The organism is Mesorhizobium sp. USDA 4132 (genome assembly GCF_056279545.1).
The window spans coordinates 1119399-1144358 of sequence record NZ_JBWCCP010000001.1; the positions used below are offsets into that span (position 1 = coordinate 1119399).

Genomic DNA, 24960 nt, shown 5'->3' on the forward strand with positions numbered 1-24960 from the left:
CCATCATGAACCAAGTCACCGTTCTCGCCGTGCCCGTCTTCAGCACGCTCTGCAACGAAGGTTTCCGCCTTCGCCGCGAAGTTTTCATCGTCGAGCAGAACGTGCCGGCCGACATGGAATTCGATGCCGACGACCTGACCGCCTTCCACTTCGTGGCCGTCGTTTCCGGCGAGGTCTGCGGCACGCTGCGGGTCATCTATGCGGAAGATTATGCCAAGATCGGCCGGGTCGCCGTCACCAGCCCGTGGCGCGGCAAGGGTGTGGCCAGCGCCATGATCCGCGCTGCCATGGAAGCGCATGGGCAAGCCCGCGGCAACCGCTTTCATCTGGCGGCCCAGAGCGACAAGATTTCCATGTACGAACGTTTCGGCTTCAAGGCCTATGGCGAAGAATTCTTCGATGTCGGCATTCCCCATTACGACATGAAGAATTTCTGAGGTCCGCCGTTTCCCGTTTCTGCCCGTGGGGGTTTGGGACGACGACCTTCCCGTGTTAGCTTATCCGCCGGGAGCGACAGGGAGGAAACATGCCGCGCTTGGACCATGTCAATATTCATACGCGCGATGCCGACGCGATGATCGCGTTCCTGGGCAAGGTGCTCGGGGCCGAGGAAGGCTACCGGCCGCCCTTTTCCGACCCCGGCCGCTGGCTTTATCTCGACGGCCATCCCTTCATTCATCTGAGCATCGTCAATCGTGACGACGATTTTCCGCCCGGCATGTTCAACCACGTGGCTTTCGGCTTTTACGATCACGACGCCGCCATCGAGCGGATCACGGCGACAGGTTACCGCTTCGAACACGACGCCATACCCGAAACCGATATCGGCCAGATCTTCGTCTATGGTCCGGAAGGCCTGAAGATCGAGCTGCAATACCGCCGGTGATCGTCATTTCACCGCTGCCGTCTGCTGCGCACCGGTGACACGCCAGACCGTATTGCCGGCGTCGTCGGCAACCAGCAGCGCGCCAGCCTTGTCGACCGCGACGCCGACCGGCCGGCCGCGGGCCGCCTCGTCCTTGTTGAGGAAGCCGGTGACCACGTCTTCCGCCTTGCCGTTCGGCTTGCCGTCCTTGAAGGGCACGAACACGACCTTGTAGCCGTTGAACTTGTCGCGGTCCCAGCTGCCGTGTTCGCCGACGAACGCACCGCCCTTGTATTTGGCCGGCAGAGCATCGGCGGTGTAGAAAGTCATGCCCAGCGGCGCCACGTGCGAGCTCAGCGCATAATCCGGCGGGATCGCCTTGGCGACCAGATCCTGCCGCTGCGGCTGCACCCGCGGGTCGACATGCTGGCCGTAATAGCTGTAGGGCCAGCCATAAAAGGCACCGTCCTTCACCGAGGTCATATAGTCCGGCACCAGGTCCGGCCCGAGTTCGTCACGTTCGTTGATGACAGCCCAGAGCGCGTGGGTGGTCGGCTCGAACATCAGCCCGTTCGGATTGCGAAGGCCGGTCGCGAAGATCCGCGAACGGCCGCTCGCCCGGTCCACCTCCCAGATCGCCGCCCGGTCCTTCTCCGCCTGCATGCCGTTCTCGGCAATGTTGCTGTTCGAGCCGACGCCGACATAAAGCAGAGAGCCATCTGGGCTTGCCACCAGGCTCTTGGTCCAGTGGTGATCGATCGGACCGCCCGGAAGTTCGGCCAGCCGCGTGCCGGGGTCGGTGATCCTGGTGTCGCCGGTATTGTAGTGATAGCGCATGATCGCATCGGTATTGGCGACATAGAGGTCGCTGCCGACCAGTGCCACGCCGAACGGCGAGTTGAGGTGATCGAGAAACACGCTCTTCGTTTCCGGCTTGCCGTCGCCATCGGCATCGCGCAACAGGGTGATGCGGTTGCTTTCGCCGCCTTCACCGCCGCCGCCCGTCGTGATCGACTCGATCCAGCCCATCACAAGGTCCTTCGGCCGTTTGACAGGTTCGAGCCCGGGCGCCTTCGATTCCACCACCAGGATATCCCCGTTCGGCAGCGTATAGAGCGAGCGCGGATGCTGAAGCCCGGTCGCCATCGCTTCGATCTTCAGCCCGGCCGCCACTGTCGGCGTTTGGCCGGGCTTCCAGCCGACCACCTTGGCGAGGTGCATCGGCGGAAACAGATATTGCTGCGGTTCTGGAAGCACGGGGTTGGGGCCGACCTGGCTCATCGGATCGAAGCCGTCGGCGGCCTGTGCCGCCACGAGGAAGGTCGAGGAGAAAAGAAGCGCGACAGCGGCGGCGCGGCCGGCGCCTCTGGAGGAAATCATGGACATCATTCGGTAACTCCTACGCCATGGCGATAGACCATCGACCAGCCGAGCCAGCCGGTGACGATCAGGATCACGACCGTGACCGCCGAGAGCGTCAGCCCCCAGGGCACGACCGAGGTCCAGGCATCGCGTGTGTGGATGAACATGTTGATCGTGGCGATGACGAGCACGATCAGGTTGCCGATCACATGCGGCCAGGCGGGGCGTTGGCTGCGGATCGCCCGGTCGCCGATGAAATCGACAAGCCCGGCGATCGCCGCGATCAAGCCAAGGACAACGCCGGCGCTGATCAGCCAGGCGGAAAAATTCGCCCACATCATCTCCGCACTTCGCCAATAGGCGATATCGGTCAGAAGCGTGCCGACGAAACACGCGATCGGGAAGGGCACCAGCATCGGATGGATCGGATGTCGGGCAATGCGGGCCGTCGATTGGGGGGAATGGGAGGTCGTGGAATAATGGGTGGGCGAATGGGCCATGGGAAACGTCCTTCAAGCCGTCGACTTATTGGGAGACCCAAACAATTCGACAGGGGAAGAAGTTCCCGGCGGGCGATCGCGCCCTTTGTTTCCGCCTAGCGCCGCTCCACGATTACCCGGCGTTCGACCACCATCGGCCGCCACATCATCGCATCGGCGCGGGACTGCATCGAGCGCCCTTCGGCGCGGCGGTCGAGTTCGATATCGAGCATGCAGCGCGCCATCGCGTCCGTGCCGCGCTTGAAGCCGTAGCTGGCGCAGGTGGTCTCATCCGCCGCACGGCGTTCCTCCGGCGTCATCGTCTGGCAGCCGGCCAGCGGGACGCAAAGCGGGGCGATAAGCGAGGTGATGAGGAGAAGGCTGTGAGGGCGCATGAAATGAACTCCTTTTCATTCGGCCGGGCTGCAACCTTGGGATTCCATTCCGGGCGAAGCTGTTTTACACATGAGCGAGCGCTTTTGCCATGGAGCCTTTGCCGATCCCATGCCCGTCCGTTTTGTCCGGCCCGTTTCCCATTCGGCCTATACGGCCCGCAGGCTGGCCTTCTCGGCTCTGGCGCTGTTCGTGATCGCCGCGCTGGCACATCGTTTCGGTCCCCTGGCGACCCCGGATTTCCTGGCTCTGCTCTTTCTTTCAGCCGCGATCGCCGCCGTTTCCGTGCCTCTGTCGCTGATCGGCCTGATGCGGCTCTGGCATGTCGGCGCGAGCGGCGGCGTTGCGGCGACGAAAGGGCTGATCTATGCGGCGGTTCCGCTCGCCGTAGTGGCGACCGGCGCCTTCTATTATTTCACCCTGCCGCCGCTCTACGACATTTCCACCGATATTGCCGACCCGCCGCCATGGGTCGCTGAGCCGAAGGCCAGCCAGAAATGGCTGCCGCGCGCGACGGTGATCACGCCTGCCGATCGGCGGGTCCAGTTCGCCGCCTATCCCGGCCTCACCGGCAGGCGTTACGAGGGCGCGCTCGACCGCGTCTATCAGGGTGTGCAGAAGGCGGTGCTTTCCGCCCGCATCGCGATCACGAAGAAGGAAGGCGTCGAGCTGATCGCGCCGGATATCTCCCAGCGCCCCGCGCCGCAGGACGAACAGGCGCCGGTGCCGGACGTGGCGCCGATCCCGCTGTCGCGCCCGGAACCCTCGCTCGCACCGGTTTTCGTCAATTCCGGCGATGTCCTGCTGCAGGGCGAGGCCCGCACCCTGATCCTCGGCCTGCGTTTCGACCTCGTCATCCGGCTGCGGGAAGAGGCCGAGACGACCTCGGTCGATATCCGGGTCGCCTCGCGCTACGGCCCGCACGATCTGGGAATGAGCCAGGCGATCGCCGAGGATTTTCTTGACCGGCTCGATACCGAACTTCTGGGGATAGCCGGGAACTAAAACATGTCGCGCAAAAGTGTGCAGCGGTTTTGCGATAACGACATGCGGAGAAACTAAGGATTTGAAGCGGGTCATGCTAAATCCGAAGGATTGCGGCACGCTTCAAGCCGGCCAGTAAGTACCCGCAAGCGACGGCGGGCCTTCGGTCAGCACGCGGCCTTTCTCGACCAAGTCTTCCAGATGCGCAAGCACCGAAAGGGCCGCCGCTCCATGCAGGCGCGGATCGGTGCTGGCATAGATCACCTTGACCATGTCGGGGATCAGCCGGTCACCGGCCTTGATGCGCTCCAGCACGGCGCGTTCGCGCATGCGCCGATGGGTGCGAAGCCCCCGCAGGAACGAGCCCGGTTCCTTCACCGGTCCGCCATGGCCCGGAAAGAAGATGCGGTCCTCGCGCGGCAGCAGTTTTTCGATCGAGGCCATGAAATCCGCCATCGAACCGTCCGGCGGCGCGACGATCGTCGTCGCCCAGGCCATCACGTGGTCGGCGGAAAACAAGACGCCGGTTCCTTCCAATGCGAAGGCGGAATGGTTGGCTGTGTGGCCCGGCGTATGCACGGCCGACAGCGCCCAGCCGTCGCCTTCGATCACCTGGCCATCCGCGACCATGATATCCGGCACGAAGCCGGTGTCGGCGCTTTCGGCGAACGGGTTGACTTCGCCCGCATGCAGCGGCCGCGAGGCCCGGTGCGGGCCTTCGGCAACGGTCGGCGCCCCGGTCTCCTGGCCCAGCCGACGGGCAAGCGGGGAATGGTCGCGGTGGGTGTGGCTGATGAAGATATGGGTGACCTCGCGGCCCTTCAGCGCTGCCATCAACGCTTCGAAATGCGCCTCGTTTTCCGGGCCCGGATCGATGACCGCCACCGACGAGCCGCCGACAATATAGCTATTGGTGCCGTGAAAGGTGAAGGGCGAAGGATTGTTGACGGTCAGCCGCTGCACGCCTTCGGCCACGCTGACCGGCACGCCGTAGGAAGGAGTGAATTCCATATCGAAGGTAACGTCTTCCGCCATGCCGGGCCTCCGTGCCTGATGCGATATCGATGATGGCCACAACGGCGTTGCCGGTTTGCGCCAGGTCTCGGATCGCATCGATTGCGCCGTTCAAGGCGCTGGAGAGGTCTAGCACCGCTTTTGCTGCGGCGCATTCAAAAATAGCCACCGGCCGTCACCCCGTTGGGCGACGGCCGGTGGCTTTCATGACGTGGATCCGCTATCGCGGGCTCGCTCGCCTCAGCTGGCGGCCAGCAGTTCCGTGCAGTAGCTCGGGCCGTTGGCGCCCGGACGATCGGAAATGATGGTGATGTCGCGGATCACGTAGCTGGAGGAGACGGTGATCTTCGCCGTGCAGCTGACGCTGGTGCTGCGACCGCCCTGCTGCTTGATGCGATTATAGCCGCCACGCCAGGTATAGACGGTCGTGGAACCGTCGCTGGTGTCGCTGATCGGCGGGCTGAACTTCGCGAAGAACTCGCCGGCCGAGTGGCCCACCCAGCGGCTCTCGATCGGATTGCTGGCAACGCTGACGGTGGTGCAGGCCGAAAGGGCGAGCGCGAAAAGGGCGGTCGATGCGAGGACGCGGCGGCTCATGATCGTGAAAAATCCTTCATGTCTTCTGTTGTGCCCGGGAGGCAAGGCTTTTGAGGCTTTTTGAGGCAAGTCTTTCGAGACTGCACGTAACAGATTTTTGTCAGGCTTCGCGAGGCGATGAACGCCGCTCGACATCAAATTTCTCCTGCGCCGCTTTTTTGCAACGCCCCGGTTTTCCGCCTTTCCGGAGCGAGGGCGTGCGCGATCGCGAAGCTGTCGCATATTTTTCATGAGCGGCGCTTGTACAATGAAAAATGCTGGTCTATAGAGGCGCCGCTGGTCACGGAGTGTAGCGCAGTCTGGTAGCGCACCACGTTCGGGACGTGGGGGTCGAGTGTTCGAATCACTCCACTCCGACCAGCCGATCCTTGGTTTCCCAAGAGATCTCGCTCTCCCGATTGCCTTTCCTGTAAAAACCATAGTTTCAGCTCGCGCGCGGCACGGCCGATTGCGTCGGGCTTGGCGCTTTGGATCGGTCTTATCCACAACCCGCACTTTGGCAGGGCGAAATTATACTAGGGATCGCCATCTCGCTAAGGCATCATGGCGGCGGGAACGTGTAACTTGTTGAAAGACCTTCCGGCTCAGGAACCGCTTCGGCGGTACTGCCTGCAACTGGCAGGGGAGAGGGCCGCAAAGCGCATGCCGCCTAGACGCGCCAGATCGGAACGGGTGACCCTGCTCGATGTCGCCAATGTTCTCGGAATCAGCTCGATCACCGTGTCCCGCGCCCTGCGAGAACCGGAAAAGGTGTCCGAGCCGCTTCGGCAGAAAATCCTCCGCCAGGTGGAGCAGATGGGTTACGTACCCGATCTTGCAGCCCGGGCGCTCGCAAGCCGCCACAACGGCATTATCGGGGTTCTGGCGCCGGCGCTGACCAACCATGCCTATCTCGGCATCATGAGCGGCATTGAGGAACGGGTGCGCGATACGGATTTCCGCATCCAATATGCCAATACCAACCACGATGCGGACCAGGAATACCGCCAGGTCAAGCTTTTCCTGTCGCAGCATCCGGCCGGCATCCTGCTGACGGGATTGCAGGACCAGCGGGTCAGCGATCTGCTTGAGCTCGCGCCGTGCCCGGTGGTGCAGATCGTCGATCTCAACCTGCTGCCCTCGGGTATCGCGGTCGGCATCAATCATCGCGAGGCGGCGGAGACTGCGACGCGCCATCTGCTTGCCTGCGGATATCGCCGCATCGGCCTGATCGGCGGCAGCCGCGATCTTCGCGCCCAGCGGCGTCATGACGGCTATGCGCTGGCAATGCAGGAGGCGGGGCTCTACGATCCGGGCCTCGTCATGACCGAGCACAAGCAAACGAGCATGCAGCTCGGCTGCGACCTCTTCAAGCGGCTGCTGGAAACGGCGCCCGATGTCGACGCGGTATTCTGCCAGAACGACGATCTTGCGCTCGGCGCGCTGTTCGAGGCGCAACGGGCGGGACTGCGCGTGCCGGATGATTTCGGGATCTGCGGTTATAACGACCTGGATTTTGCGCTCTGCGCCGAACCGAGGCTGACGACCATCCGCGTGCCGCGTTTCCAGATGGGCTATCGTGCCACGGATCTCATCATTCGCGCCATCAACGACGAATGCCTGCCGAGCCGGGTGATCCAGCTGCCGTTCGATCTCATCCAGCGCGGTTCGACGCGGCCGCTTGCCTGACGGGGACCTTGCAACAAAAAAGGGACCTTCCGGCCCCTTTTCCATTTCCTGCCGATCGAAACGATCAAATGTCTCCGCCGGCGTTGGAGAACAGCTCTGCCGCCTGCTTGGCGGTCATCCGTTTGACCTCGGTCTCGTCGCGGCGGCTGGCGAAGAGTTCGCTGGCCATCAACTGTTCGGCGAGATCGGCCGGCAGCGACAGCACGACGCGCTGGCCGCCTGGGGTATCAGCGCGGTGGATGCCGCCGATTTCGGCGCGCTTGGCGGTGATCATGCCGCCTGCGACCGTGTTCATCGTATCTGGATCGATCAGGATGAAGGCGCCGGTCGAGCGGTTCTGCTCGTAAGCGTCGAAGACCGCCAGTTCCTCGAAGGAGAGGCGCACCTTGCCGATCGCATTCATGGCGAGCGTCGAGGCATGCGGTTGCCACTTGCCGGTCGCAAGCTCGAGCTGGCTGATCGGTTCGACCGCGACGCGCTGGCGGCGCGAACCGCTCTTCAGCCAGTAGCGTTTGCCGGGCTCGATGCCGCCCGGCTGCAGCGAGACGAGCTGGGCGTCGAAATGGTGGCCGGTCATCGGCTGGCCGTCGAGCGAAACGATGACGTCGCCGCGCGCCACGTCCACCTGCCGGTCGAGGACCAGCGTGATGGCGTCGCCCGCGACCGCCGCGTTGCGCACCAGGTCGAAGGTGACGATACGGCTGACATTGGCGACCGTGCCGGAAGGCAGGATGACGACGGAGTCGCCCGGCTTCACCGAGCCGCCCGCGACAGTTCCCTGATATCCGCGGAAACTTTCTCCGGGACGGACGACACGCTGCACCGGCAGGCGGAAACCGCCGGCCTGGGTGGAACGCACGGTCGCCAGTTCCAGCGTCTCGACCAGGGTCGGGCCGTCATACCAGGGCATCGAGGCATCGGCCGGATAAACGACGTTTTCGCCCTTCAGCGCCGACATCGGGATGGCGGTGATCTGGCGCACGCCGAGCGACAGGGCGAATTCCCGGAAATCGTGCGAGATCCTGTCGAAGACAGCCTTGTCGTAGTGGACGAGGTCGATCTTGTTGACCGCGAGCACGAACTGGCGGATGCCCATCAGGGCGGCGATCGTCGCATGCCGGCGGGTCTGTTCGAGAAGCCCGGCGCGGGCGTCGGCAAGCAGGATGGCGAGATCGGCGGTCGAGGCGCCGGTCGCCATGTTGCGGGTATATTGCTCATGGCCGGGCGTATCGGCGACGATGAACGAACGCCTGTCGGTCGAGAAATAACGATAGGCGACGTCGATCGTGATACCCTGTTCGCGTTCGGCCTGCAGGCCGTCGAGCAGCAGGGCGAAGTCCGGCAGGCCGAGGTCGTTCTGGCCGCCCGAGTCGCGGGCAAGCGTCGCGGCCTGGTCTTCCTTGACCGCCTTGGTGTCCCAGAGCAGCCGGCCGATCAGCGTCGACTTGCCGTCGTCGACGGAGCCGCAGGTGATGAGGCGCAGCGGACGCGTGTCGCGCACCGCCTTCAGGGGTTCTGCGAAGGGCAGGATGGTCGCGGAGGGCGAAGTTGCTGTTGCGGTCATCTCAAAAATATCCTTCGCGCTTCTTCTTTTCCATCGAGCCGGATTGGTCGCGGTCGATGGCGCGGCCCTGGCGTTCGGAAACGGTGGCGATTTCGAGTTCGGCGATCACCTCTTCGAGGTTGGAGGCGGTCGAGCGGATGGCGCCGGTCAGCGGGAAGCAGCCGAGCGTGCGGAAGCGGATCATGCCCTGCTGCACGGTTTCGCCGGGCAGCAGTTCAAGCCGCGGATCCTCGGCAAGGATCATCATCCCGTCGCGCTCCACATAGGGGCGTTCGGCGGCGTAATAGAGCGGCACGAGTGGGATGTCCTCCGCCTGGATGTAACGCCAGATGTCGACCTCGGTCCAGTTGGAGAGCGGGAAGGCGCGCACGCTTTCCCCTTTCCGAACCATGCCGTTATAGACGTTCCACAGTTCCGGGCGCTGGTTGCGCGGGTCCCATTTGTGGTCCGGGGTGCGGAACGAATAGATGCGTTCCTTGGCGCGGGAGGCCTCCTCGTCGCGTCGGGCGCCACCGAAGGCCGCGTCATAGCCGCCGGCATCCAGCGCCTGGCGGAGCGCCTCGGTCTTCATGATGTCGGTGTAGAGCGCCGAACCGTGGCTGAACGGCGTGATGCCTTCCTCGGCGCCGCGCGGATTGGTGTGGACCACAAGGTCGAGATCGTATTTCTCGGCGATCTGGTCGCGGAACTCGATCATCTCCTTGAACTTCCACGTCGTGTCCACGTGCAAGAGCGGGAAGGGGACGCGGCCGGGATAAAAGGCCTTGCGGGCGAGATGGAGCAGGACGGAGGAGTCCTTGCCGATCGAATAGAGCATGACGGGTTTTTCGAATTCCGCCGCCACTTCGCGAAAGATGTGGATCGCTTCGTTTTCGAGGGCCTTCAGATGCGGATCGAGCGGCGGTCTGGAAACGGGCGGGTTCTTCACTTCCGTTTCCTGTACTGACAAGGGCATTTCGGTCTCCGGGTAGTCTCTAGAAACAAACAAAAAAGGCTTCAGTTCGCTTGGGGGCCAGGTTCTGCGATCGGTTGAGCGGCGTTCTCCGGCACATGCAGGCCGCATTCGCGCTTCTCGTCGTTTTCCCACCACCAGCGGCCGGCGCGCTCGGGCTCGCCGGGCTTGATGGCGCGGGTACAGGGTTCGCAGCCGATCGAAGGATAACCGCGCTTGTGGAGTGGATTGACCGGGATCGCCTCCGACGCCACATGGGCGTTGATCGTCTCGATGTCCCAGTCGGCCAGCGGGTTGATCTTGATCAGGTTGCGCTCGGCATCGTATTCCGCAAACGGCGTCGTGGCGCGATTGCCCGACTGGCCGCGGCGAAGGCCGGTGATCCAGACGTCGGCGCCGGCTAAGGCCTTGGCCAGAGGCTTCAGCTTGCGCACATGACAGCAGGCGTGGCGGGCTTCGACGCTGTCGTAGAAGCCGTTGAGGCCATATTTCGCGGCGTATTCGTCGACGTCGTCCTGTTCCGGCCGAAAACGGTGGATCTCGATGCCGTAGCGTTCTTCGGTCTCGCCGATCAGGTCGACGGTTTCCTTGAACAGCCGCCCGGTTTCGAGCGTCGAGACCTCGACCGGCAGGCGGTGCGTGCCGATCGCTGCTGTAATCACCTGATCCTCGATGCCGAGCGAGGTGGTGAAGACGGCGCGGCCGAGCTCGGCGGCAAGCGCCAGGCGGCCGGCAAGGTCGAGGCTTTCGAGCTTTGCGTCGAGGATGGCGGCCAATCCTAAGCGATCCTGGCCGGCGGCGTCGTGCAGTGTCATGGGTCTTCTTCCGTGAGCAATTGCTGGATTATCCAGATTCCACGCGCGTAAAGACAGGAAAACCCGTTTCTTCCCATGGTGATGCGGAGCAAATATCTCTCCAAAGCGACGCTCACACAGAAAACCTGCCGCCTTAACCAAAAGTGACCGAATTTATCCCGGAAACCCCTGCATTGGTTTGTATTTTCTCGTGATTTGAGCTATTGCGGGAACATGTCTCCGGGGCTTTGTTTCCCCTGGCGGATATGCAGCCCCTGAGCGCCCTTCCGGCGCCCCCGTGGATGCCCCGAACGAAGCTGAACTGAGCGGCGCCGTAAGGTCTATTTACCTTGCGGCGGCGCTATTGTCGATGGTTGCGTGATGATATCCCAGAAAGCGAAATACGCTCTGCGGGCCCTGGCCGCCCTGGCCCAGGCCGATCCCGAAGAGCCGATGCTGATTTCCGAGATTGCCCTCCAGCAGAGCATTCCGAAGAAATTCCTGGAACAGATTCTGCTCGACCTGAAACGCTCCGGCATCGTCGTTTCCCGCCGCGGCAAGCAGGGCGGATATCTTCTCCTGAAACCCGCGGACGCCATCACCTTCGGCGAAGTTCTGCGCCTGGTCGACGGCCCGATCGCCCCGCTCCCCTGCCTCTCGCAGACCGCCTACCGCAAATGCGAGGATTGCGACGGCGAACACCTCTGCGAAATCCGCCACGTCTTCGCCCGCGTCGCCGATGCGACCCGCGACGTGCTGTTCAACACCACGATCGCCGATGCCGTCGAAGGCGCCGGCGACACCAAGGCGCCGGTCAGGGAATTGCTGACGGCTTGAGAATTGCTTCCGGCTTGGCGATGTACCAAAATTTGGTATAATGGCGAGGCAGGAGGCAGCATGGCTCGAAATACATCCATCTCACTTGGCGATCATTTCGCCAGCTTCATCGACACGCAGGTCGAAAGCGGCCGTTATGGTTCGGCAAGCGATGTCGTCAGGGCAGGCCTGCGTCTGCTTGAAGAACATGAGGCCCGGGTCAAAGCTTTACAGGACGCTCTGATTGCCGGTGAAGAGTCTGGCCCGCCACAACCCTTTGATAATCAGGCATTTCTGAAACGGATGCGAGCGCGTCATGGCCGCTAAGGGCCGGGACTATAAGCTTTCACCGCTCGCGGAAGAGGATCTTGAGGATATTTGGGGTTACACGGTCGAAACGTGGTCTTGGGAACAGGCCGAGCGCTACCACGATGAACTGATCTCAACTCTGGAAGGATTGGCGGCAGGGCGGAAACTCGGTCGGCCGGTTGATATTCGGCAAGGATATTTCAAATATTCCGTCGGTGCGCATTGTGTTTTCTATCGGTTTTCCGAAAGCGCGATCGATATTATCCGCATCCTCCATCAGAAGATGGACGTCAGCCGACACCTCTAGTATCTCGCAAATCGCCCGTAAAATTCTCCTCCCGCACCCCCAAAGCCCCGAATATGGCCGGATTGTGATTTTGCAAACCACCTGTTTGCCAATGCTGGCATTCTGTCCATGTAGTGAGGGTTAATGGTTTCTTTGTCGTGGCGGGCCCCCAAAGGGAAACAGTTTTGCCTTCTTCCCGGCCTCGATTGACTAAGACGACCCAACCGATAGAGTTTTGGCAGAACCACAGGAGGGACCTCATGTTCAAATTTGCCCCGGGATTGGGCTGGCGGCTAGGTGCGCGTTTGGGCGCCGTCGCTCTCGGTCTGTCCTTGACGGCCGGCATCGTGGCGCCGGCCTTTGCCGATAGCCAGCTTCTCAACGTCTCGTACGATCCGACCCGCGAGCTCTACAAGGATTTCAACGTCGCCTTCGCCAAATACTGGAAGGCGCAAGGCGGCGAGGATGTGACGATTCGCCAGTCGCATGGCGGTTCCGGCGCGCAGGCCCGTTCCGTCATCGACGGCCTTGAGGCCGACGTCGTGACGCTGGCGCTCGAAAGCGACATCAACGCGATCGAGAAGTCCGGCAAGATCAAGGCCGGCTGGCGCGACCGTCTGCCAAACCATGCATCGCCCTACACGTCGACGATCGTCTTCCTCGTCCGCAAGGGCAATCCGAAAGGGATCAAGAACTGGGGCGACCTGGTGAAGGGCGACGTTGCGATCGTCACGCCGAACCCCAAGACCTCGGGCGGTGCCCGCTGGAACTACCTTGCCGCCTGGGCCTGGGCCAACGAGGAGTACAAAGGCGATCAGGCCAAGATCAAGGCCTATGTCGGCGAGCTTTACAAGCGCGCCCCGGTTCTCGACACCGGCGCCCGCGGCTCGACGGTCACCTTCGCGCAGCGCCAGATCGGCGACGTTCTGCTTGCCTGGGAAAACGAGGCTTATCTCGCCGGCGAGGAATTCGGCAAGGATGCCTTTGAAATCGTCGTTCCGCCGATCTCGATCCTTGCAGAGCCGCCGGTTGCCGTCGTTGACGCCACCGTCGATTCCAAGGGTACCCGCAAGCAGGCGGAGGCCTATCTGCAGTATCTCTACTCCGACGAGGGCCAGAACATCGCGGCGAAGCACTTCTATCGTCCTTCGAAGCCCGATGTGGTAAAGCCGGAATTGTTGAAGGCGCTGCCGAACATCAAGCTCGTCACCATTGACGATCCGATCTTCGGCGGTTGGAAGAAGGCGCAGCCCGAACATTTCGGTGACGGCGGCATTTTCGACCAGATCTACAAGCCCGGTAAGTAAGTCGGAATATTAAATGATCCATAACGCCACTGCCTCACCGGCAAAGTGGCGACTGAAACGGCCGAGCATCATCCCGGGTTTCGGGTTGACGCTCGGCTTTTCGCTCGCCTACCTGTCGCTGATCATTCTCATCCCCGTTGCTGGCCTGCTCTGGCGTACCGCCGGGCTTGGCTGGAGCGGGTTTTTCGCTGTTCTGACCGACCGGCGCACGCTGGACGCACTTTATATATCCTTCGGCACGGCCTTCGTGGCCGCGCTGCTCAACGTCGTCTTCGGCACCGTCGTCGCCTGGGTGCTGACCCGTTACAATTTCCCCGGTCGCCGGCTGATCGATGCGATCGTCGACCTGCCGTTCGCACTGCCGACGGCGGTCGCCGGTATTGCGCTTGCGGCGCTCTATGCACCGAACGGCTGGGTGGGATCGCTGTTCATGCCGTTCCGCATCGCTTTCACGCCGCTCGGCATCATCGTGGCACTGGTCTTCATCGGGCTTCCCTTCGTGGTACGCACCGTGCAGCCGGTCATGGAAGAGCTGGACCGCGAGGTGGAGGAAGCCGCCGCCACCCTCGGCGCCAATCGCTTCCAGACGATTTCGAAGGTGATCCTGCCGGGGCTGACGCCGGCGATCCTGACCGGTTTTGCGCTCGCCTTCGCCAGAGGCGTCGGCGAATATGGTTCGGTCATCTTCATTGCCGGCAACATCCCTTACGTCTCGGAGATCGCGCCGCTGCTGATCGTCATCAGGCTGGAGGAGTTCAACTATGCGGGTGCGACGGCGATCGCCACCATCATGCTGACCATCTCCTTCGTGATGCTCTTCGTCATCAACCTCATCCAGGCCTGGAACCGCAGGAGATACGGCAATGTCTGAAGTCTCCCGCGCAGCGCTCGGCAACCCGCCGCGATTCCGGAGCCCCGCCGACGAGCGGCCGCTCGCAAAGTTCCTGCTGATCGGGCTGGCGCTGGTTTTCCTCGCCTTCTTCCTGCTCCTGCCGCTGGTATCCGTCTTCGTCGAAGCCTTCCGCAAGGGTTGGTTGGAATATTATGAGGCCCTGATAGAGCCCGATGCCGCCGCGGCGATCCGCCTGACGCTTCTGGTGGCGGTGATTTCCGTTCCGCTCAACCTCGTCTTCGGGCTCTGCGCTGCCTGGGCGATCGCCAAGTTCGAGTTCAAGGGCAAGTCCTTCCTGATCACCCTGATCGATCTGCCGTTCTCGATCTCGCCGGTCATCTCCGGCCTGGTCTACGTGCTGCTCTTCGGCTCCAACAGTCTGCTCGGCCCGATCCTCAAGAGCCACGGCATCACCATCCTGTTTGCCGTGCCGGGCATCGTGCTCGCCACGGTCTTCGTCACCTTTCCTTTCGTCGCGCGCGAACTGATCCCGCTGATGGAGGACCAGGGCACAGGCGACGAGGAGGCGGCCCTGTCGCTCGGCGCGTCCGGCTGGCAGACCTTCTGGTATGTGACGCTGCCGAACATCAAATGGGGCCTGCTTTACGGCGTGCTCCTCTGCAACGCCCGCGCCATGGGCGAGTTCGGCGCCGTCTCTGTCGTCTCGGGTCATATCCGCGGCCTCACCAACACCATGCCGCTGCATGTGGAGATACTCTATAATGAGTATAACTTCGTTGCGGCCTTCGCGGTGGCCTCGCTGCTGGCATTGCTGGCGCTCGTCACCCTTGCATTGAAAACCCTTCTCGAACTTCGGTTCGGTGCCGGCGCTGCCGGCGGCAGGCATTGAAAGGTCTGAGGCTAGATGGAAGTCACCATCAACAATATCCGCAAGGAATTCGATCGTTTCCCGGCGCTGAACGACGTGTCGCTGAAGATCGCCTCCGGCGAACTGATCGCGCTGCTCGGCCCGTCGGGTTCCGGCAAGACGACGCTGTTGCGGCTGATCGCCGGCCTCGATTTCCCGACATCGGGCAAGATCTTCTTTGGTGATCAGGACGCCTCGCACCATTCGGTGCAGGAGCGCAATGTCGGGTTCGTCTTTCAGCATTATGCGCTGTTCCGGCATATGACGGTCGCCGAGAATATCGGCTTCGGCCTCAAGGTCCGCCCGTCCGCCAGCCGCCCGCCGAAGACGGAAATCCGCCGCCGGGTCTCCGAACTCCTGGAGATGGTCCAGCTCGGCGGGCTCGAGAAGCGGTATCCGAACCAGCTGTCCGGCGGCCAGCGCCAGCGCGTCGCGCTTGCCCGCGCCATGGCGATCGAGCCGCGCATCCTGCTGCTCGACGAACCGTTTGGCGCACTCGACGCCAAAGTCAGGAAGGAACTCCGCCGCTGGCTGCGGGAATTCCACGACCGCACCGGCCACACCACCGTCTTCGTCACCCATGACCAGGAAGAGGCGCTGGAACTCGCCGACCGCGTCGTGGTCATGAGCCAGGGCAAGATCGAGCAGGTCGGCTCGGCCGACGACGTTTATGATCGGCCCGGCTCGCCCTTCGTCTTTTCCTTCATCGGCGAGTCCTCGCAGCTCCCGGTCGAGGTCAGGGATGGCACCATGCTTTTCCAGGGCCAGCCGATCGGCATTGCGGAAACCGGCAGCGGGGCAGGGGAACTGTTCTTCCGGCCGGAAGACGTGACGCTTGTCGACGCGCCGGATGCGCTGTTCGGCAAGGTCACCGCCTGTCGCCGCCTTGCCGGCACCCGGATTGCCGAAATCGACATCGCCAATGACGGCCACGCGCCTTATCACGTCGAGGTCGAAGTGCCGCTGCATGCGCCGATCGAGCTCGGCAGCGAAACGCGTTTTCGCCCGACCCGCTGGAAGGTTTTCCGCAAATAAGGTCTAAGGTCTAGCTTGCCGTGCGCTCCTCCGCGCGTCTCGCGCGGATGCTGGCGGCGATGAAGGCGCGCGACAGGCCGTGATAAAGTGGTTCCGGCGAAAGCATGCGCGAGGTGATGTAGCCGAGCATCGACGCCGCCATGATCGGGATGACGGCCTGATGGTTGCCGGTCATCTCGATGATGATCACGAAGGCCGTCATCGGCGCCTGCACAACGCCGGCGAAGTAACCCGCCATGCCGAGCAGGGCCGAAAGGGCGACACTGGCCCCGAGGAGCGTTCCGAGTGTTGCGCCCAACCCGACTCCGACCGATAACGATGGCGCGAAAATACCGCCCGGAATGCCTGAAATCATCGATAGGAAGGTCGCCGCGAGCTTCTCGATGAAAAACACCGGCGAGATCGTCTGGCCCTCCAGCATCGATTTTGCCTGATCGTAGCCGGTTCCGAAAGTCTGCCCGCCGGAGACGAGACCGATCGCGGCGACGGCCAGCCCGCACGCGGCGGCGAGGCCGACAAGCCGCTTTAACGGATCGGGGTGCGCCCAGCGGCGGATGCGGCGCGACGCACGGATCGCAGCGGCGCTGAAGCCGGCCCCGAGCGCTCCACCGCAGACGCCGCAGACGATCACCATCGCCCAGTCGAGGCGTGACGCCGCCATGACCGAGGTCTCGCCGAAATAGGTATAACTGCCGACCAGCCCGAGCGCCGCGAGGCCCGATACGATAACCGCGGTCAGGACCAGGCCGTTCGAGCGCGATTCATAGGTGCGGCTCATCTCCTCGATCGCAAAGACGATGCCAGCGAGCGGCGTGTTGAAGGCCGCGGCGATACCGGCGGCCGAACCGGCGAGAATAAGGCCTCGGGCCTGCGCCATTCCGCCGAAACGGGCGGCGGCGAGCATGATCGAGGCACCCACCTGAACCGTCGGCCCTTCGCGCCCTATCGAAGCACCGGACAGCAGCCCAACGACGGTCAGCACGATCTTGCCGACGCCAAGCTTCAGCGATAGCAGTCCGAGCCTGTCCGCATCGTCATGGAGATGCCGCGCGGCGATTGCCTGCGGGATACCGCTTCCCTGAGAGTTCGGAAACACGCGGATCGCCAGCCAGGCGCAGAGGGTAAAGCCGGCGGGTGTCAGAACAATTGGCAGCAGCAAACCGTAGGTCCCGGTTCCGGTCAGGACATCGAAAAGCCGATGGGCTTCGTCCGCGGCCCGGGCGAAGCCGACGCTGACGACACCGATCGCGATCGCGCCGATCCAGAAAACGATCCGGGGCTTCCAGACGCGCCAGGAGCCGCGCATGACGCGGGAGCGGCGGAACATCCTGGACCTTCGATTGGGGGTAGTCATGGAGGGAAGACCTATATTCGCATTCGCTTATTCGCTTTGGCGGCGATAATTTCAAACCCGTTACACCGAATACGATGTAATCTTTCAACTAAACACCGTCCGGATTGCATTTATTGCGTGACGTTTTTACCTTAATCACGAAAAGTTTTTCAAAATTGATATGCGTCAATTTTTGATTTGCAATGAACGGGTATGAACCTCACGGGCGCAGGCCCTGACGAACGCTGGCGTAAAGTTCTTTCTGTGACGGGTAACCTATGGCAGATTTTGCCCAACTCGACGACACCTCCGAGCCGGTTTCCGGTTCGCCGGCAAAGCATTCTGCTCAAACTGCTGTGTCGATGGGAAGGGTACTGATTGACCGCCTTACCCCCGATACCGGCGTTCTCCTGGCATTCGGTCTGGCCCTGCTTGTGGTTTCGCTGGGCGTCAATCTTTTCCTGGAGGAAAGCCTGGCGAGGCTCGGCTGGAGCCTGCTTCTGTCGAACAGCGATATTCATGCGCCGACCGGTCTGGCGCTGACGCTGCTGATCGGCACATTCGCCACCAACCGGCTGCGGCGCCCGCGACGCTGCCGCAAGCCGCCGGCGAACGACGATATGGACCGCGCCATCGAAATCCTCGCCACCCAGCCGAATGCCAGTGCCGGCCTGGTGCGCCTCGGCGACAAGAAGATCCTGTTTTCCGAGTGCGGCAAGGCTTTCATCATGTACGCCCAGCAGGGCCGTTCCTGGGTGGCCTTGTTCGATCCTGTCGGCTGTCGCAAGGCCTGGTCCGGCCTGACGCTGAAATTCATGGAACATGCCCGCCAGGCGGGCTGCCGCGCTGTTTTCTACCAGGTCTCCCCGGATTTCCTGCCGGTCACCGTCGAAGCCGGGTTGAGGCCCTACAAACTCGGCGAACAGGCGGTCGTCGATCTGACGAAATTCGATCTCAAGGGCGGCGCCTGGCTGAAGCTGCGCCGGTCCATCAACCGTGCCGAACGCGACGGCCTGCAATTCTCCATGCTGCAGCCGCAGGAGGTGCCGGCTGTCCTCGATGAGTTGCTTGCCGTTTCCAGTACCTGGCTCGAAGCCCAGAACGCTGCCGAAAAAGGATTTTCGCTCGGCACGTTCCAGCCGCGATATGTCGCGGCCGGGCCGGTCGCGGTCATCCGCCTCGAAGGCCGCATCGTCGCCTTCGCCAATATCCTTTCGGTCGCGTCCGACGGCGATGCCTTCATCGACCTGATGCGGCATATTCCCGATACCCATCGCGGCATGATGGACCTGCTCTTCGTGCGCATCATGGAGCACATGAAGGCGCAAGGGTTCCGTACGCTCAATCTCGGCATGGCGCCGCTTGCCGGTCTCTCGACCCACAACAAGGCGCCGCTCTGGAACCATGTGGGCGAACGGATATTCAGGAGCGGCGAGCGTTTCTATAATTTTCAGGGCGTGCTGGCATTCAAGGCCAAGTTCGATCCGGAATGGCAGCCGCGGTATCTGGTCGTCTCCGGCCGCGGCATGCCGGTCGTTTCGATGCTCGACATTACCATGTTGATCGGTGGCGGGCTGAAGGGCATCCTTCGCAAATGAGGCTTCTGCCGATTGTTTTTGCCGGTATCACGCTGGCCGCTGCCATCTTCAATATCGTCTCCGAGCCGGCCCTGAAGACCAAGAGCCTTCCGACGGACCGGATCTCCTTCCCCGAAGGCAAGGCGACCGGCGTCGTGGTGCTGCTTTCGGATGGCGAGGGCTGGACGGATCGCGAAGAGCAGGTTTCCGAGGTGCTGACCGCGCATGGTGCGCTGGTGGTCGGCGTGGATATTCGCAGATATTATGCGGCGCTCGAAGAAGAGCGGGACGACTGCCTGTACCTGGTCTCCGATATCGAGACCCTGTCGCATCAGCTGCACCGTTCGGCCGACATTGCCAACTATCACCCGCCGGTCGTGGCGGGGATCGGTGCCGGCGCGACGCTGGCGCTCGCGATCGCCGCCCAGACACCGGATTCGACGATCGCCGAGACCCTCGCCATCGATCCCCAGACCACCATCCCGCTATCGACCATTCTCTGCACGCCGGCCCCCAAGACGCCCGTTCCCGGTGGCACGGTCTACGGCCTGACCGAAGGCGACCTCCCCAATCCGATCCGTGTCGTCTTCAGTCCGTCAGCCGACGCGGCAGGTCGCATCCATGCCGAAGAACTAAAGGAGATCCATCCCGCGATCGAGTTCCGCGAAACGGCTGAGGGCGCGGATGTCGCCTTGCTGGAGAACATATCGGCCATCGCCCGGCGGCTCGCCCATTCCGCTTCGCCGCTCAATCTGCCGATCGTACCGATCCACGCGACGCCGAAGCACAACACGATGGCGATCATCTATTCCGGCGACGGCGGCTGGCGCGATATCGACCAGCAGCTCGGCGCCTACCTGAAGGAAGAGGGCATCCCGGTCGTCGGCGTCGATGCGCTGCGTTATTTCTGGAGCGAACGGACGCCGGAACAGACCGCCGCCGATCTTTCGCGGATCATGACCTCCTACCGAAAGCGGTGGAACGTCGATAATGTCCTGCTGATCGGATATTCCTTCGGTGCCAATGTCCTGCCGGCCACCTATCGGCTTCTGCCGGAGGCCGACAAGCGGGTGATTACGCTTGTTTCGCTTCTGGCGCTGTCGCATCACGCGGATTTCGAGATCGACGTGGGCGGCTGGCTCGGTATGCGCGGCACCGGCCACGGTGATCCTGTCGACGACCTGCGCAAGGTCGAGCCCTCCAAGATCCAGTGCATCTATGGGCTGAAGGAAAAGGACAGCGGCTGCCCTGCCGTCAGGGAAATCCCAGGCGCCCAGGTGCTCGCCCGCGAAGGAGGCCACCATTTCGACGGCGACTACCGCGCCCTCAACCGCCTGATCGTCGACAGGGCCGTGGCGCTGATGGCCGTCAACTGACGTTAGGTTGCGGGGCTGATGTTCAAGAAACGGCTGTAGCTGGCGGCAGGTGGATCCGGTTCTTGTAGGCTGGTTTCGTCGCATCATTTTTAGTATTATCGATCAATCATGGCTGTGGAGGCTGACTTGCAGACCGTTGTTGAGTTGCCAGAAGCTGAAGTCGAGGCACTGGACCGTTTGGCGCAGAAGGAAAACATATCTCGGTCTGTTCTGATCGAGCGTGCTGTGCGCGATTTTCTGCAAAAAAGTGACAAGCAAAAGAGAGCTGAAGCTTTTGGCCTGTGGGGTGATCGCGCCGTGGACGGCTTGGATTTTCAACGAAAAGTCCGCGGTGAATGGTGAGCGATAGCGCCCTTCTCGATACGAATATTATTGTCGATTATCTGAACTCCGTACCCGAAGGGCGTGAGGAATTTGAACGATACGGAAATCCATGCATCAGCATTGTGACGTGGATGGAGGTGCTCGTCGGCGTGCCTCCACATCTTGCTGCGGCAACACGAGAATTCCTGAATGCTCTGAATATCGTCGCGCTCGACGATGCGGTTGCCGAGCGGGCTGTGGCTCTTCGCCAGAGGCATAAGATGAAGCTACCCGAGTGATCATCTGGGCGAGCGCGGATATTCACTCAATGCTGCTCGTCACAAGGAACACGAAGGACTTTCCTGCAAATCTGCCAGGAATTCGCGTACCTTACGTTCTGCGCCACTAATCACCGATCACTCACCATCGCTCGCGGATTGACCCAGGGTTCCTGATTGCTGCGGGGCAGGGGCGTCTTGCCGAGGATATGATCGGCTGCCTTCTCTCCGGTCATGATCGAGGGGCCGTTGAGATTGCCATAGGTCACATGCGGGAAGATCGACGAGTCCGCGACCCTTAAGCTCTCGATGCCGATCACCCGGCATTCCGGGTCGACCACCGCAAGCGGATCGTCGGCGCGGCCCATGCGGCAGGTGCCGCAGGGATGATAAGCGCTTTCCAGGTGCTCGCGCAGGAAGGCGTCGATCTGGTCGTCCGTCTCGACCTGTTCGCCCGGCTGGATTTCCGGCCCGCGATACTGGTCGAATGCCTTCTGTGAAAAAATCTCTCGGGTCCAGCCGCACGCAGTGGCGGAACTTCTCCCAGTCTTCCGCATGGCTCATATAGTTGAAGCGGATCACCGGATCGGTCTTGGGATCGGGCGATCGCAACGTCACGCTTCCGCGCGATTTCGACAGATTATAGCCAACATGCACCTGGAAGCCGTGGCTTTTCGCCGCCGCGCGGCCGTCATAGGAGATCGCCACCGGCAGGAAGTGATATTGAATATCAGGCTGCTTGAGCCCGGCGGTGGAGCGCAGGAAGGCGCAGGCCTCGAACTGGTTCGACGCGCCGAGACCGCCCTTCGACAGCAGCCATTGTGCGCCGACCACGCCCTGCCAGAACCAGGGCAGCCAGGAATAGAGCGATACCGGTTTGGTCGAAACCTGCTGGAAATAGAATTCCATATGGTCCTGCAGGTTGGCGCCGACGCCCGGCCGGTCGGCCGTGACTTCTATGCCCATCTCCTTCAGATGGTCCGCCGGCCCGATGCCGGAGAGCATCAGCAGTTTCGGCGAGTTGAAGGAGGAGGCCGAGACGATCACCTCGCGGTTGGCGCGGATCACCTCGCTGATCCCGCGGCGAAAAATCTCGACGCCAACGGCCCGGCCGTTCTCGATGACCACCTTCTGCGCTAGCCCAAAGATCAATTCGACATTCTTGCGCTTCAGCGCCGGCCGCAGATAGGCGTTGGCGGCGGACCAGCGCCGGCCGTTATGGATCGTCTGCTCCATCAGCCCGAAACCTTCCTGCTTCGAGCCGTTATAGTCCTGCGTCATCTCGAAACCGGCCTGGGAGCCCGCCTGGATGAAGGCATGGAAGAGCGGATTGGTCACCGGCCCACGCTTTACATGCAGTGGCCCGTCCGTGCCGCGCCAGCCTTCCTCGCCGCCATGAGAATGCTCCATGCGCTTGAAATAGGGCAGCACGTCCGCATAGGCCCAGCCGGTCGCTCCCAGCTCCTCCCAGCGGTTATAGTCTTCCGCGTGCCCCCGGACATAGACAAGCCCGTTGATCGACGACGACCCGCCGATCACTTTCCCGCGCGGGGCGGTGATGCGGCGGTTGTTGAGGTTCGGTTCGGGCTCGGAAAGATAACCCCAGTTGTAGCGCTTCATGCTCATCGGCCAGGCCAGAGCGCCCGGCATCTGGATGAACGGCCCGAAATCGGATCCGCCGGCCTCGATGACGATCACCGAATTTTTGCCGTCCTCCGACAGGCGGTAGGCCATGGCGGAGCCTGCGGAACCGGAACCGATGATGACGAAATCTGCCTGCATTATCTGCAACTCTCGATTGATTTTTCTATAGCTATGAGCTATATTGATCTAATGAAGGCTGTACTCTATTCTAAGGTCGCGCAAAAAAGCCTGAGCCGGATGCAGCCCAAACGCCAGGCCGCCATCAGGGCGAAGGTCGATGCGTTCGCCCGTGGCGACAGAGTGGATCTCAAAAGGCTGGAGGGTAGCGCGCTCGTTCGCATCCGTGTCGGCAATGACAGGATCATCATCGATGAGGAGACGAACCTCGTCGTTGTTATCGATGTCGGGCCCAGAGGCGGTATCTATAAGGAGTGAACAATGGGTGTTTTTGACAAGACCGTCATCGACGGCAAGTCGTATGTCCTGGTTCCCGAAGACGACTTCGAGGATATGATGGACACCATCAAAGCCAATGAAATCCTGGCGCGCATCGCCGCCGGTGAGGAAACATGGCCTGCCGAGCTGGTGTACGAACTGCTTGAAACCGAAAGCCGCATCCGTACTTTCCGCAACTACCGCAAGATGACGGTCTCGGAGCTTGCGGAAGCAGCCGGCATTTCTCAACCCTACCTGTCCGAGATCGAGACCGGCAAGAAGACAGGCTCGGTCGATGTGCTGAAGCGCATCGCCGCCGTCCTGAAAGTCGATCTCGACGATCTCGTGCTGGACTGACGCCATCCTCAATACGGCGCCTCGACCTTGCCCATGCCCACATAGACCGTCTTCAGCTCGGAATAATGCTCCAGCGCCGCGAGCGAGTTCTCCCGCCCGAAGCCGGATTGTTTCGAGCCGCCGAAGGGAATTTCCACCGGGCAGAGATTGTAGGTATTGATCCAAAGCGTGCCGGCTTCCAACTGATCCGCCACTCGATGCCCACGCGTGAGATCGCTGGTGAACACGCCGCCGGACAAGCCAAATTCCGTGCCGTTGGCGCGGGCGATCACCTCGGCCTCGTCGTCGAAATCGAGCACGCACATCACAGGCCCGAAAATCTCCTCGCGGGCGATCGTCATCTCGTCGGTGACGTCGGCGAAAACGGTCGGCTGCACGTAATAACCTTCGCCGGTGACGTGGTTCGGAATGCCGCCGCCGGTGATGAGCGTTGCACCCTCAGCCTTGCCCTTTTCGATATAGCTCATCACCTTCTGGCGCTGGTCGAAGGAGACCATCGGGCCGATCTGGGTCGTCTCGTCCATAGGATCGCCGATCACCATGTTTTCCGTGCGTGCTTTGAGGCGCGACAGGAATGTCTCCTTGATGCTCCGCTGCACGAAGACGCGGGTGCCGTTGGAGCAGACCTGGCCGGTCGAATAGAAATTGCCGAGCATCGCTCCGCCGATCGCACTGTCGATATCGGCGTCGTCGAAGACGATCAGCGGCGACTTGCCGCCGAGTTCCATCGTCACATGCTTGAGGCTCCCGGCCGCCGCTGCCGCCACCTTGCGGCCGGTCGGCACCGAGCCGGTCAGCGACACCTTGGCGACATCAGGATGGTTGACCAGCAGCGGCCCGGTCGTCCGGTCGCCCTGGATGACGTTGTAGAGCCCCTTCGGCAACCCGGCTTCCATGAGAATTTCGGCAATCTTTAGCGCCCCGAGCGGTGTGTTTTCCGAGGGCTTGAACACCATGGCATTGCCGCAGATCAGCGCCGGCGCACCTTTCCAGCAGGCGATCTGCTGCGGATAGTTCCAGGCGCCGATGCCGACGCAAACGCCCAGAGGCACCCGTTTCGTATAGGCAAAGTCCTGCCCCAGGGGGATGTAGCTTCCGTTGAGTCCTGCCGCTGCGATACCCCCGAAAAATTCGAAGCTGTCGGCGCCCGAAGTCGGGTCGGCGACGATGGTTTCCTGGATCGGCTTGCCCGTATCGAGCGTCTCCAGTTCGGAAAGCTCACGGTTGCGCTCCCGCATGATGTCGGCGGCGCGCTTGAGGATGCGGCCGCGGGCGGTCGGGCTCATCGCCGCCCATTCCGGCTGGGCGCGCTTGGCGGCGGCAATCGCCCTCTCGACGACCGCGGGCGTTGCCGCATGCAGCCGCGCGATCACCTCTCCGGTCGCCGGATAGAGGCTTTCGATGACGGTGCCGTCGGTATCCTCGACATATTCGCCGTCGATGAAATGGCTGGCGATCGGTTGGGCTTTCAT

General features: G+C 62.1%; 27 protein-coding genes, 1 tRNA gene and 1 pseudogene. 18 read left to right on the forward strand and 11 right to left on the reverse strand.

Going from position 1 to position 24960, the window contains the following annotated elements:
* Window positions 1-5: 5 nt before the first annotated feature.
* On the forward strand, window positions 6-437 hold the full coding sequence (locus tag ACZ9IU_RS05715; protein WP_038540742.1) for a GNAT family N-acetyltransferase: 432 nt from the start codon (window positions 6-8) through the stop codon (window positions 435-437).
* Between the two features lie 89 nt (window positions 438-526).
* Window positions 527-886 (forward strand): VOC family protein, encoded by a 360-nt coding sequence (locus ACZ9IU_RS05720; RefSeq protein WP_038540745.1) that lies wholly within the window; start codon window positions 527-529, stop codon window positions 884-886.
* Window positions 887-889: 3 nt separating this feature from the next.
* Here ACZ9IU_RS05720 and ACZ9IU_RS05725 read toward each other — a convergent pair whose 3' ends face one another.
* From ACZ9IU_RS05725 to ACZ9IU_RS05735, 3 genes are all read right to left on the reverse strand, one after another.
* A complete protein-coding gene (locus tag ACZ9IU_RS05725) occupies window positions 890-2245 on the reverse strand; it encodes a PQQ-dependent sugar dehydrogenase (RefSeq protein WP_437179051.1) in 1356 nt (451 codons plus the stop codon).
* A 5-nt stretch (window positions 2246-2250) separates the two neighbouring features.
* A complete protein-coding gene (locus ACZ9IU_RS05730; protein WP_038540752.1) occupies window positions 2251-2727 on the reverse strand; it encodes a DUF2231 domain-containing protein in 477 nt (158 codons plus the stop codon).
* 95 nt (window positions 2728-2822) lie between these two features.
* Window positions 2823-3101 carry a hypothetical protein gene (locus ACZ9IU_RS05735; RefSeq protein WP_038540756.1) on the reverse strand — a complete coding sequence of 93 codons (279 nt, stop codon included), beginning with the start codon at window positions 3099-3101 and terminating at the stop codon, window positions 2823-2825.
* 109 nt (window positions 3102-3210) lie between these two features.
* Between ACZ9IU_RS05735 and ACZ9IU_RS05740 the strand changes: the two genes are divergently transcribed.
* Window positions 3211-4104 (forward strand): DUF1499 domain-containing protein, encoded by an 894-nt coding sequence (locus ACZ9IU_RS05740; protein ID WP_038548871.1) that lies wholly within the window; start codon window positions 3211-3213, stop codon window positions 4102-4104.
* Window positions 4105-4206: 102 nt separating this feature from the next.
* Here ACZ9IU_RS05740 and ACZ9IU_RS05745 read toward each other — a convergent pair whose 3' ends face one another.
* Together ACZ9IU_RS05745 and ACZ9IU_RS05750 are read right to left on the reverse strand one after the other, a co-directional pair.
* A complete protein-coding gene (locus ACZ9IU_RS05745) occupies window positions 4207-5118 on the reverse strand; it encodes an MBL fold metallo-hydrolase (RefSeq protein WP_038540760.1) in 912 nt (303 codons plus the stop codon).
* A 219-nt stretch (window positions 5119-5337) separates the two neighbouring features.
* Window positions 5338-5694: a hypothetical protein gene (locus ACZ9IU_RS05750; protein ID WP_038540763.1), complete on the reverse strand. Its 357-nt coding sequence runs from the start codon at window positions 5692-5694 to the stop codon at window positions 5338-5340.
* 283 nt (window positions 5695-5977) lie between these two features.
* Between ACZ9IU_RS05750 and ACZ9IU_RS05755 the strand changes: the two genes are divergently transcribed.
* Window positions 5978-6054: transfer RNA gene (locus ACZ9IU_RS05755), tRNA-Pro, on the forward strand.
* A 282-nt stretch (window positions 6055-6336) separates the two neighbouring features.
* Complete coding sequence (locus tag ACZ9IU_RS05760; protein WP_038540766.1) at window positions 6337-7362, forward strand: LacI family DNA-binding transcriptional regulator; 1026 nt, start codon at window positions 6337-6339, stop codon at window positions 7360-7362.
* Between the two features lie 64 nt (window positions 7363-7426).
* On the opposite strand, the gene cysN is transcribed toward ACZ9IU_RS05760, so the two are convergent.
* The 3 genes from cysN to ACZ9IU_RS05775 are packed head-to-tail and all read right to left on the reverse strand — an operon-like array spanning window position 7427 to window position 10693.
* Complete coding sequence (gene cysN / locus ACZ9IU_RS05765; RefSeq protein WP_038540768.1) at window positions 7427-8926, reverse strand: sulfate adenylyltransferase subunit CysN; 1500 nt, start codon at window positions 8924-8926, stop codon at window positions 7427-7429.
* A 1-nt stretch (window position 8927) separates the two neighbouring features.
* The gene (gene cysD, locus ACZ9IU_RS05770) at window positions 8928-9881 is read right to left on the reverse strand and encodes a sulfate adenylyltransferase subunit CysD (protein WP_038540771.1); all 954 of its coding nucleotides are present in this window, start codon (window positions 9879-9881) and stop codon (window positions 8928-8930) included.
* Window positions 9882-9922: 41 nt separating this feature from the next.
* Complete coding sequence (locus ACZ9IU_RS05775; protein WP_038540775.1) at window positions 9923-10693, reverse strand: phosphoadenylyl-sulfate reductase; 771 nt, start codon at window positions 10691-10693, stop codon at window positions 9923-9925.
* A 360-nt stretch (window positions 10694-11053) separates the two neighbouring features.
* Between ACZ9IU_RS05775 and ACZ9IU_RS05780 the strand changes: the two genes are divergently transcribed.
* The 7 genes from ACZ9IU_RS05780 to ACZ9IU_RS05810 all read left to right on the forward strand — a co-directional run bounded on the left by ACZ9IU_RS05780 (window position 11054) and on the right by ACZ9IU_RS05810 (window position 16185).
* A complete protein-coding gene (locus ACZ9IU_RS05780; RefSeq protein ID WP_038540778.1) occupies window positions 11054-11509 on the forward strand; it encodes an RrF2 family transcriptional regulator in 456 nt (151 codons plus the stop codon).
* Window positions 11510-11569: 60 nt separating this feature from the next.
* Window positions 11570-11815: a type II toxin-antitoxin system ParD family antitoxin gene (locus ACZ9IU_RS05785; RefSeq protein WP_038540781.1), complete on the forward strand. Its 246-nt coding sequence runs from the start codon at window positions 11570-11572 to the stop codon at window positions 11813-11815.
* Complete coding sequence (locus tag ACZ9IU_RS05790; protein WP_038540785.1) at window positions 11805-12104, forward strand: type II toxin-antitoxin system RelE/ParE family toxin; 300 nt, start codon at window positions 11805-11807, stop codon at window positions 12102-12104. Before ACZ9IU_RS05785 ends, ACZ9IU_RS05790 begins: the two co-directional genes overlap by 11 nt.
* Before the next feature lie 239 nt (window positions 12105-12343).
* Window positions 12344-13390, forward strand: a complete 1047-nt coding sequence (locus ACZ9IU_RS05795; RefSeq protein ID WP_038540787.1) for a sulfate ABC transporter substrate-binding protein — start codon at window positions 12344-12346, stop codon at window positions 13388-13390.
* A gap of 13 nt (window positions 13391-13403) precedes the next feature.
* Window positions 13404-14261 (forward strand): sulfate ABC transporter permease subunit CysT, encoded by an 858-nt coding sequence (gene cysT, locus ACZ9IU_RS05800; protein WP_038540790.1) that lies wholly within the window; start codon window positions 13404-13406, stop codon window positions 14259-14261.
* On the forward strand, window positions 14254-15132 hold the full coding sequence (gene cysW / locus ACZ9IU_RS05805) for a sulfate ABC transporter permease subunit CysW (RefSeq protein WP_038540793.1): 879 nt from the start codon (window positions 14254-14256) through the stop codon (window positions 15130-15132). The genes cysT and cysW overlap by 8 nt, the downstream gene beginning before the upstream one ends.
* 15 nt (window positions 15133-15147) lie before the next feature.
* Window positions 15148-16185, forward strand: a complete 1038-nt coding sequence (locus ACZ9IU_RS05810; RefSeq protein WP_038540795.1) for a sulfate/molybdate ABC transporter ATP-binding protein — start codon at window positions 15148-15150, stop codon at window positions 16183-16185.
* Between the two features lie 10 nt (window positions 16186-16195).
* Here the strand turns inward: ACZ9IU_RS05810 and ACZ9IU_RS05815 are convergent, their stop codons facing one another.
* Window positions 16196-17512: a chloride channel protein gene (locus ACZ9IU_RS05815; RefSeq protein ID WP_157885079.1), complete on the reverse strand. Its 1317-nt coding sequence runs from the start codon at window positions 17510-17512 to the stop codon at window positions 16196-16198.
* A 284-nt stretch (window positions 17513-17796) separates the two neighbouring features.
* Here ACZ9IU_RS05815 and ACZ9IU_RS05820 point away from each other — a divergent pair, with 284 nt between their 5' ends.
* The 4 genes from ACZ9IU_RS05820 to ACZ9IU_RS05835 all read left to right on the forward strand — a co-directional run bounded on the left by ACZ9IU_RS05820 (window position 17797) and on the right by ACZ9IU_RS05835 (window position 21073).
* Window positions 17797-19116, forward strand: a complete 1320-nt coding sequence (locus ACZ9IU_RS05820) for a phosphatidylglycerol lysyltransferase domain-containing protein (protein ID WP_038540803.1) — start codon at window positions 17797-17799, stop codon at window positions 19114-19116.
* The gene (locus ACZ9IU_RS05825; protein WP_038540805.1) at window positions 19113-20471 is read left to right on the forward strand and encodes an AcvB/VirJ family lysyl-phosphatidylglycerol hydrolase; all 1359 of its coding nucleotides are present in this window, start codon (window positions 19113-19115) and stop codon (window positions 20469-20471) included. The genes ACZ9IU_RS05820 and ACZ9IU_RS05825 overlap by 4 nt, the downstream gene beginning before the upstream one ends.
* Before the next feature lie 126 nt (window positions 20472-20597).
* A complete protein-coding gene (locus tag ACZ9IU_RS05830; RefSeq protein WP_080719124.1) occupies window positions 20598-20813 on the forward strand; it encodes a ribbon-helix-helix protein, CopG family in 216 nt (71 codons plus the stop codon).
* A complete protein-coding gene (locus tag ACZ9IU_RS05835) occupies window positions 20807-21073 on the forward strand; it encodes a PIN domain-containing protein (protein ID WP_244447478.1) in 267 nt (88 codons plus the stop codon). Before ACZ9IU_RS05830 ends, ACZ9IU_RS05835 begins: the two co-directional genes overlap by 7 nt.
* Before the next feature lie 110 nt (window positions 21074-21183).
* Here ACZ9IU_RS05835 and betA read toward each other — a convergent pair.
* Window positions 21184-22834 (reverse strand): annotated as a pseudogene (betA, locus tag ACZ9IU_RS05840) (choline dehydrogenase).
* A gap of 33 nt (window positions 22835-22867) precedes the next feature.
* On the opposite strand from betA, the gene ACZ9IU_RS05845 reads away from it, so the two are divergent.
* Together ACZ9IU_RS05845 and ACZ9IU_RS05850 are read left to right on the forward strand one after the other, a co-directional pair.
* Entirely contained in the window at window positions 22868-23131 is a 264-nt protein-coding gene (locus tag ACZ9IU_RS05845) for a type II toxin-antitoxin system RelE family toxin (protein WP_244447479.1), read from the forward strand.
* A gap of 3 nt (window positions 23132-23134) precedes the next feature.
* Window positions 23135-23488 carry a helix-turn-helix domain-containing protein gene (locus ACZ9IU_RS05850; protein ID WP_038540814.1) on the forward strand — a complete coding sequence of 118 codons (354 nt, stop codon included), beginning with the start codon at window positions 23135-23137 and terminating at the stop codon, window positions 23486-23488.
* An 8-nt stretch (window positions 23489-23496) separates the two neighbouring features.
* Here ACZ9IU_RS05850 and betB read toward each other — a convergent pair whose 3' ends face one another.
* On the reverse strand, window positions 23497-24960 hold the full coding sequence (gene betB, locus ACZ9IU_RS05855; RefSeq protein ID WP_038540817.1) for a betaine-aldehyde dehydrogenase: 1464 nt from the start codon (window positions 24958-24960) through the stop codon (window positions 23497-23499).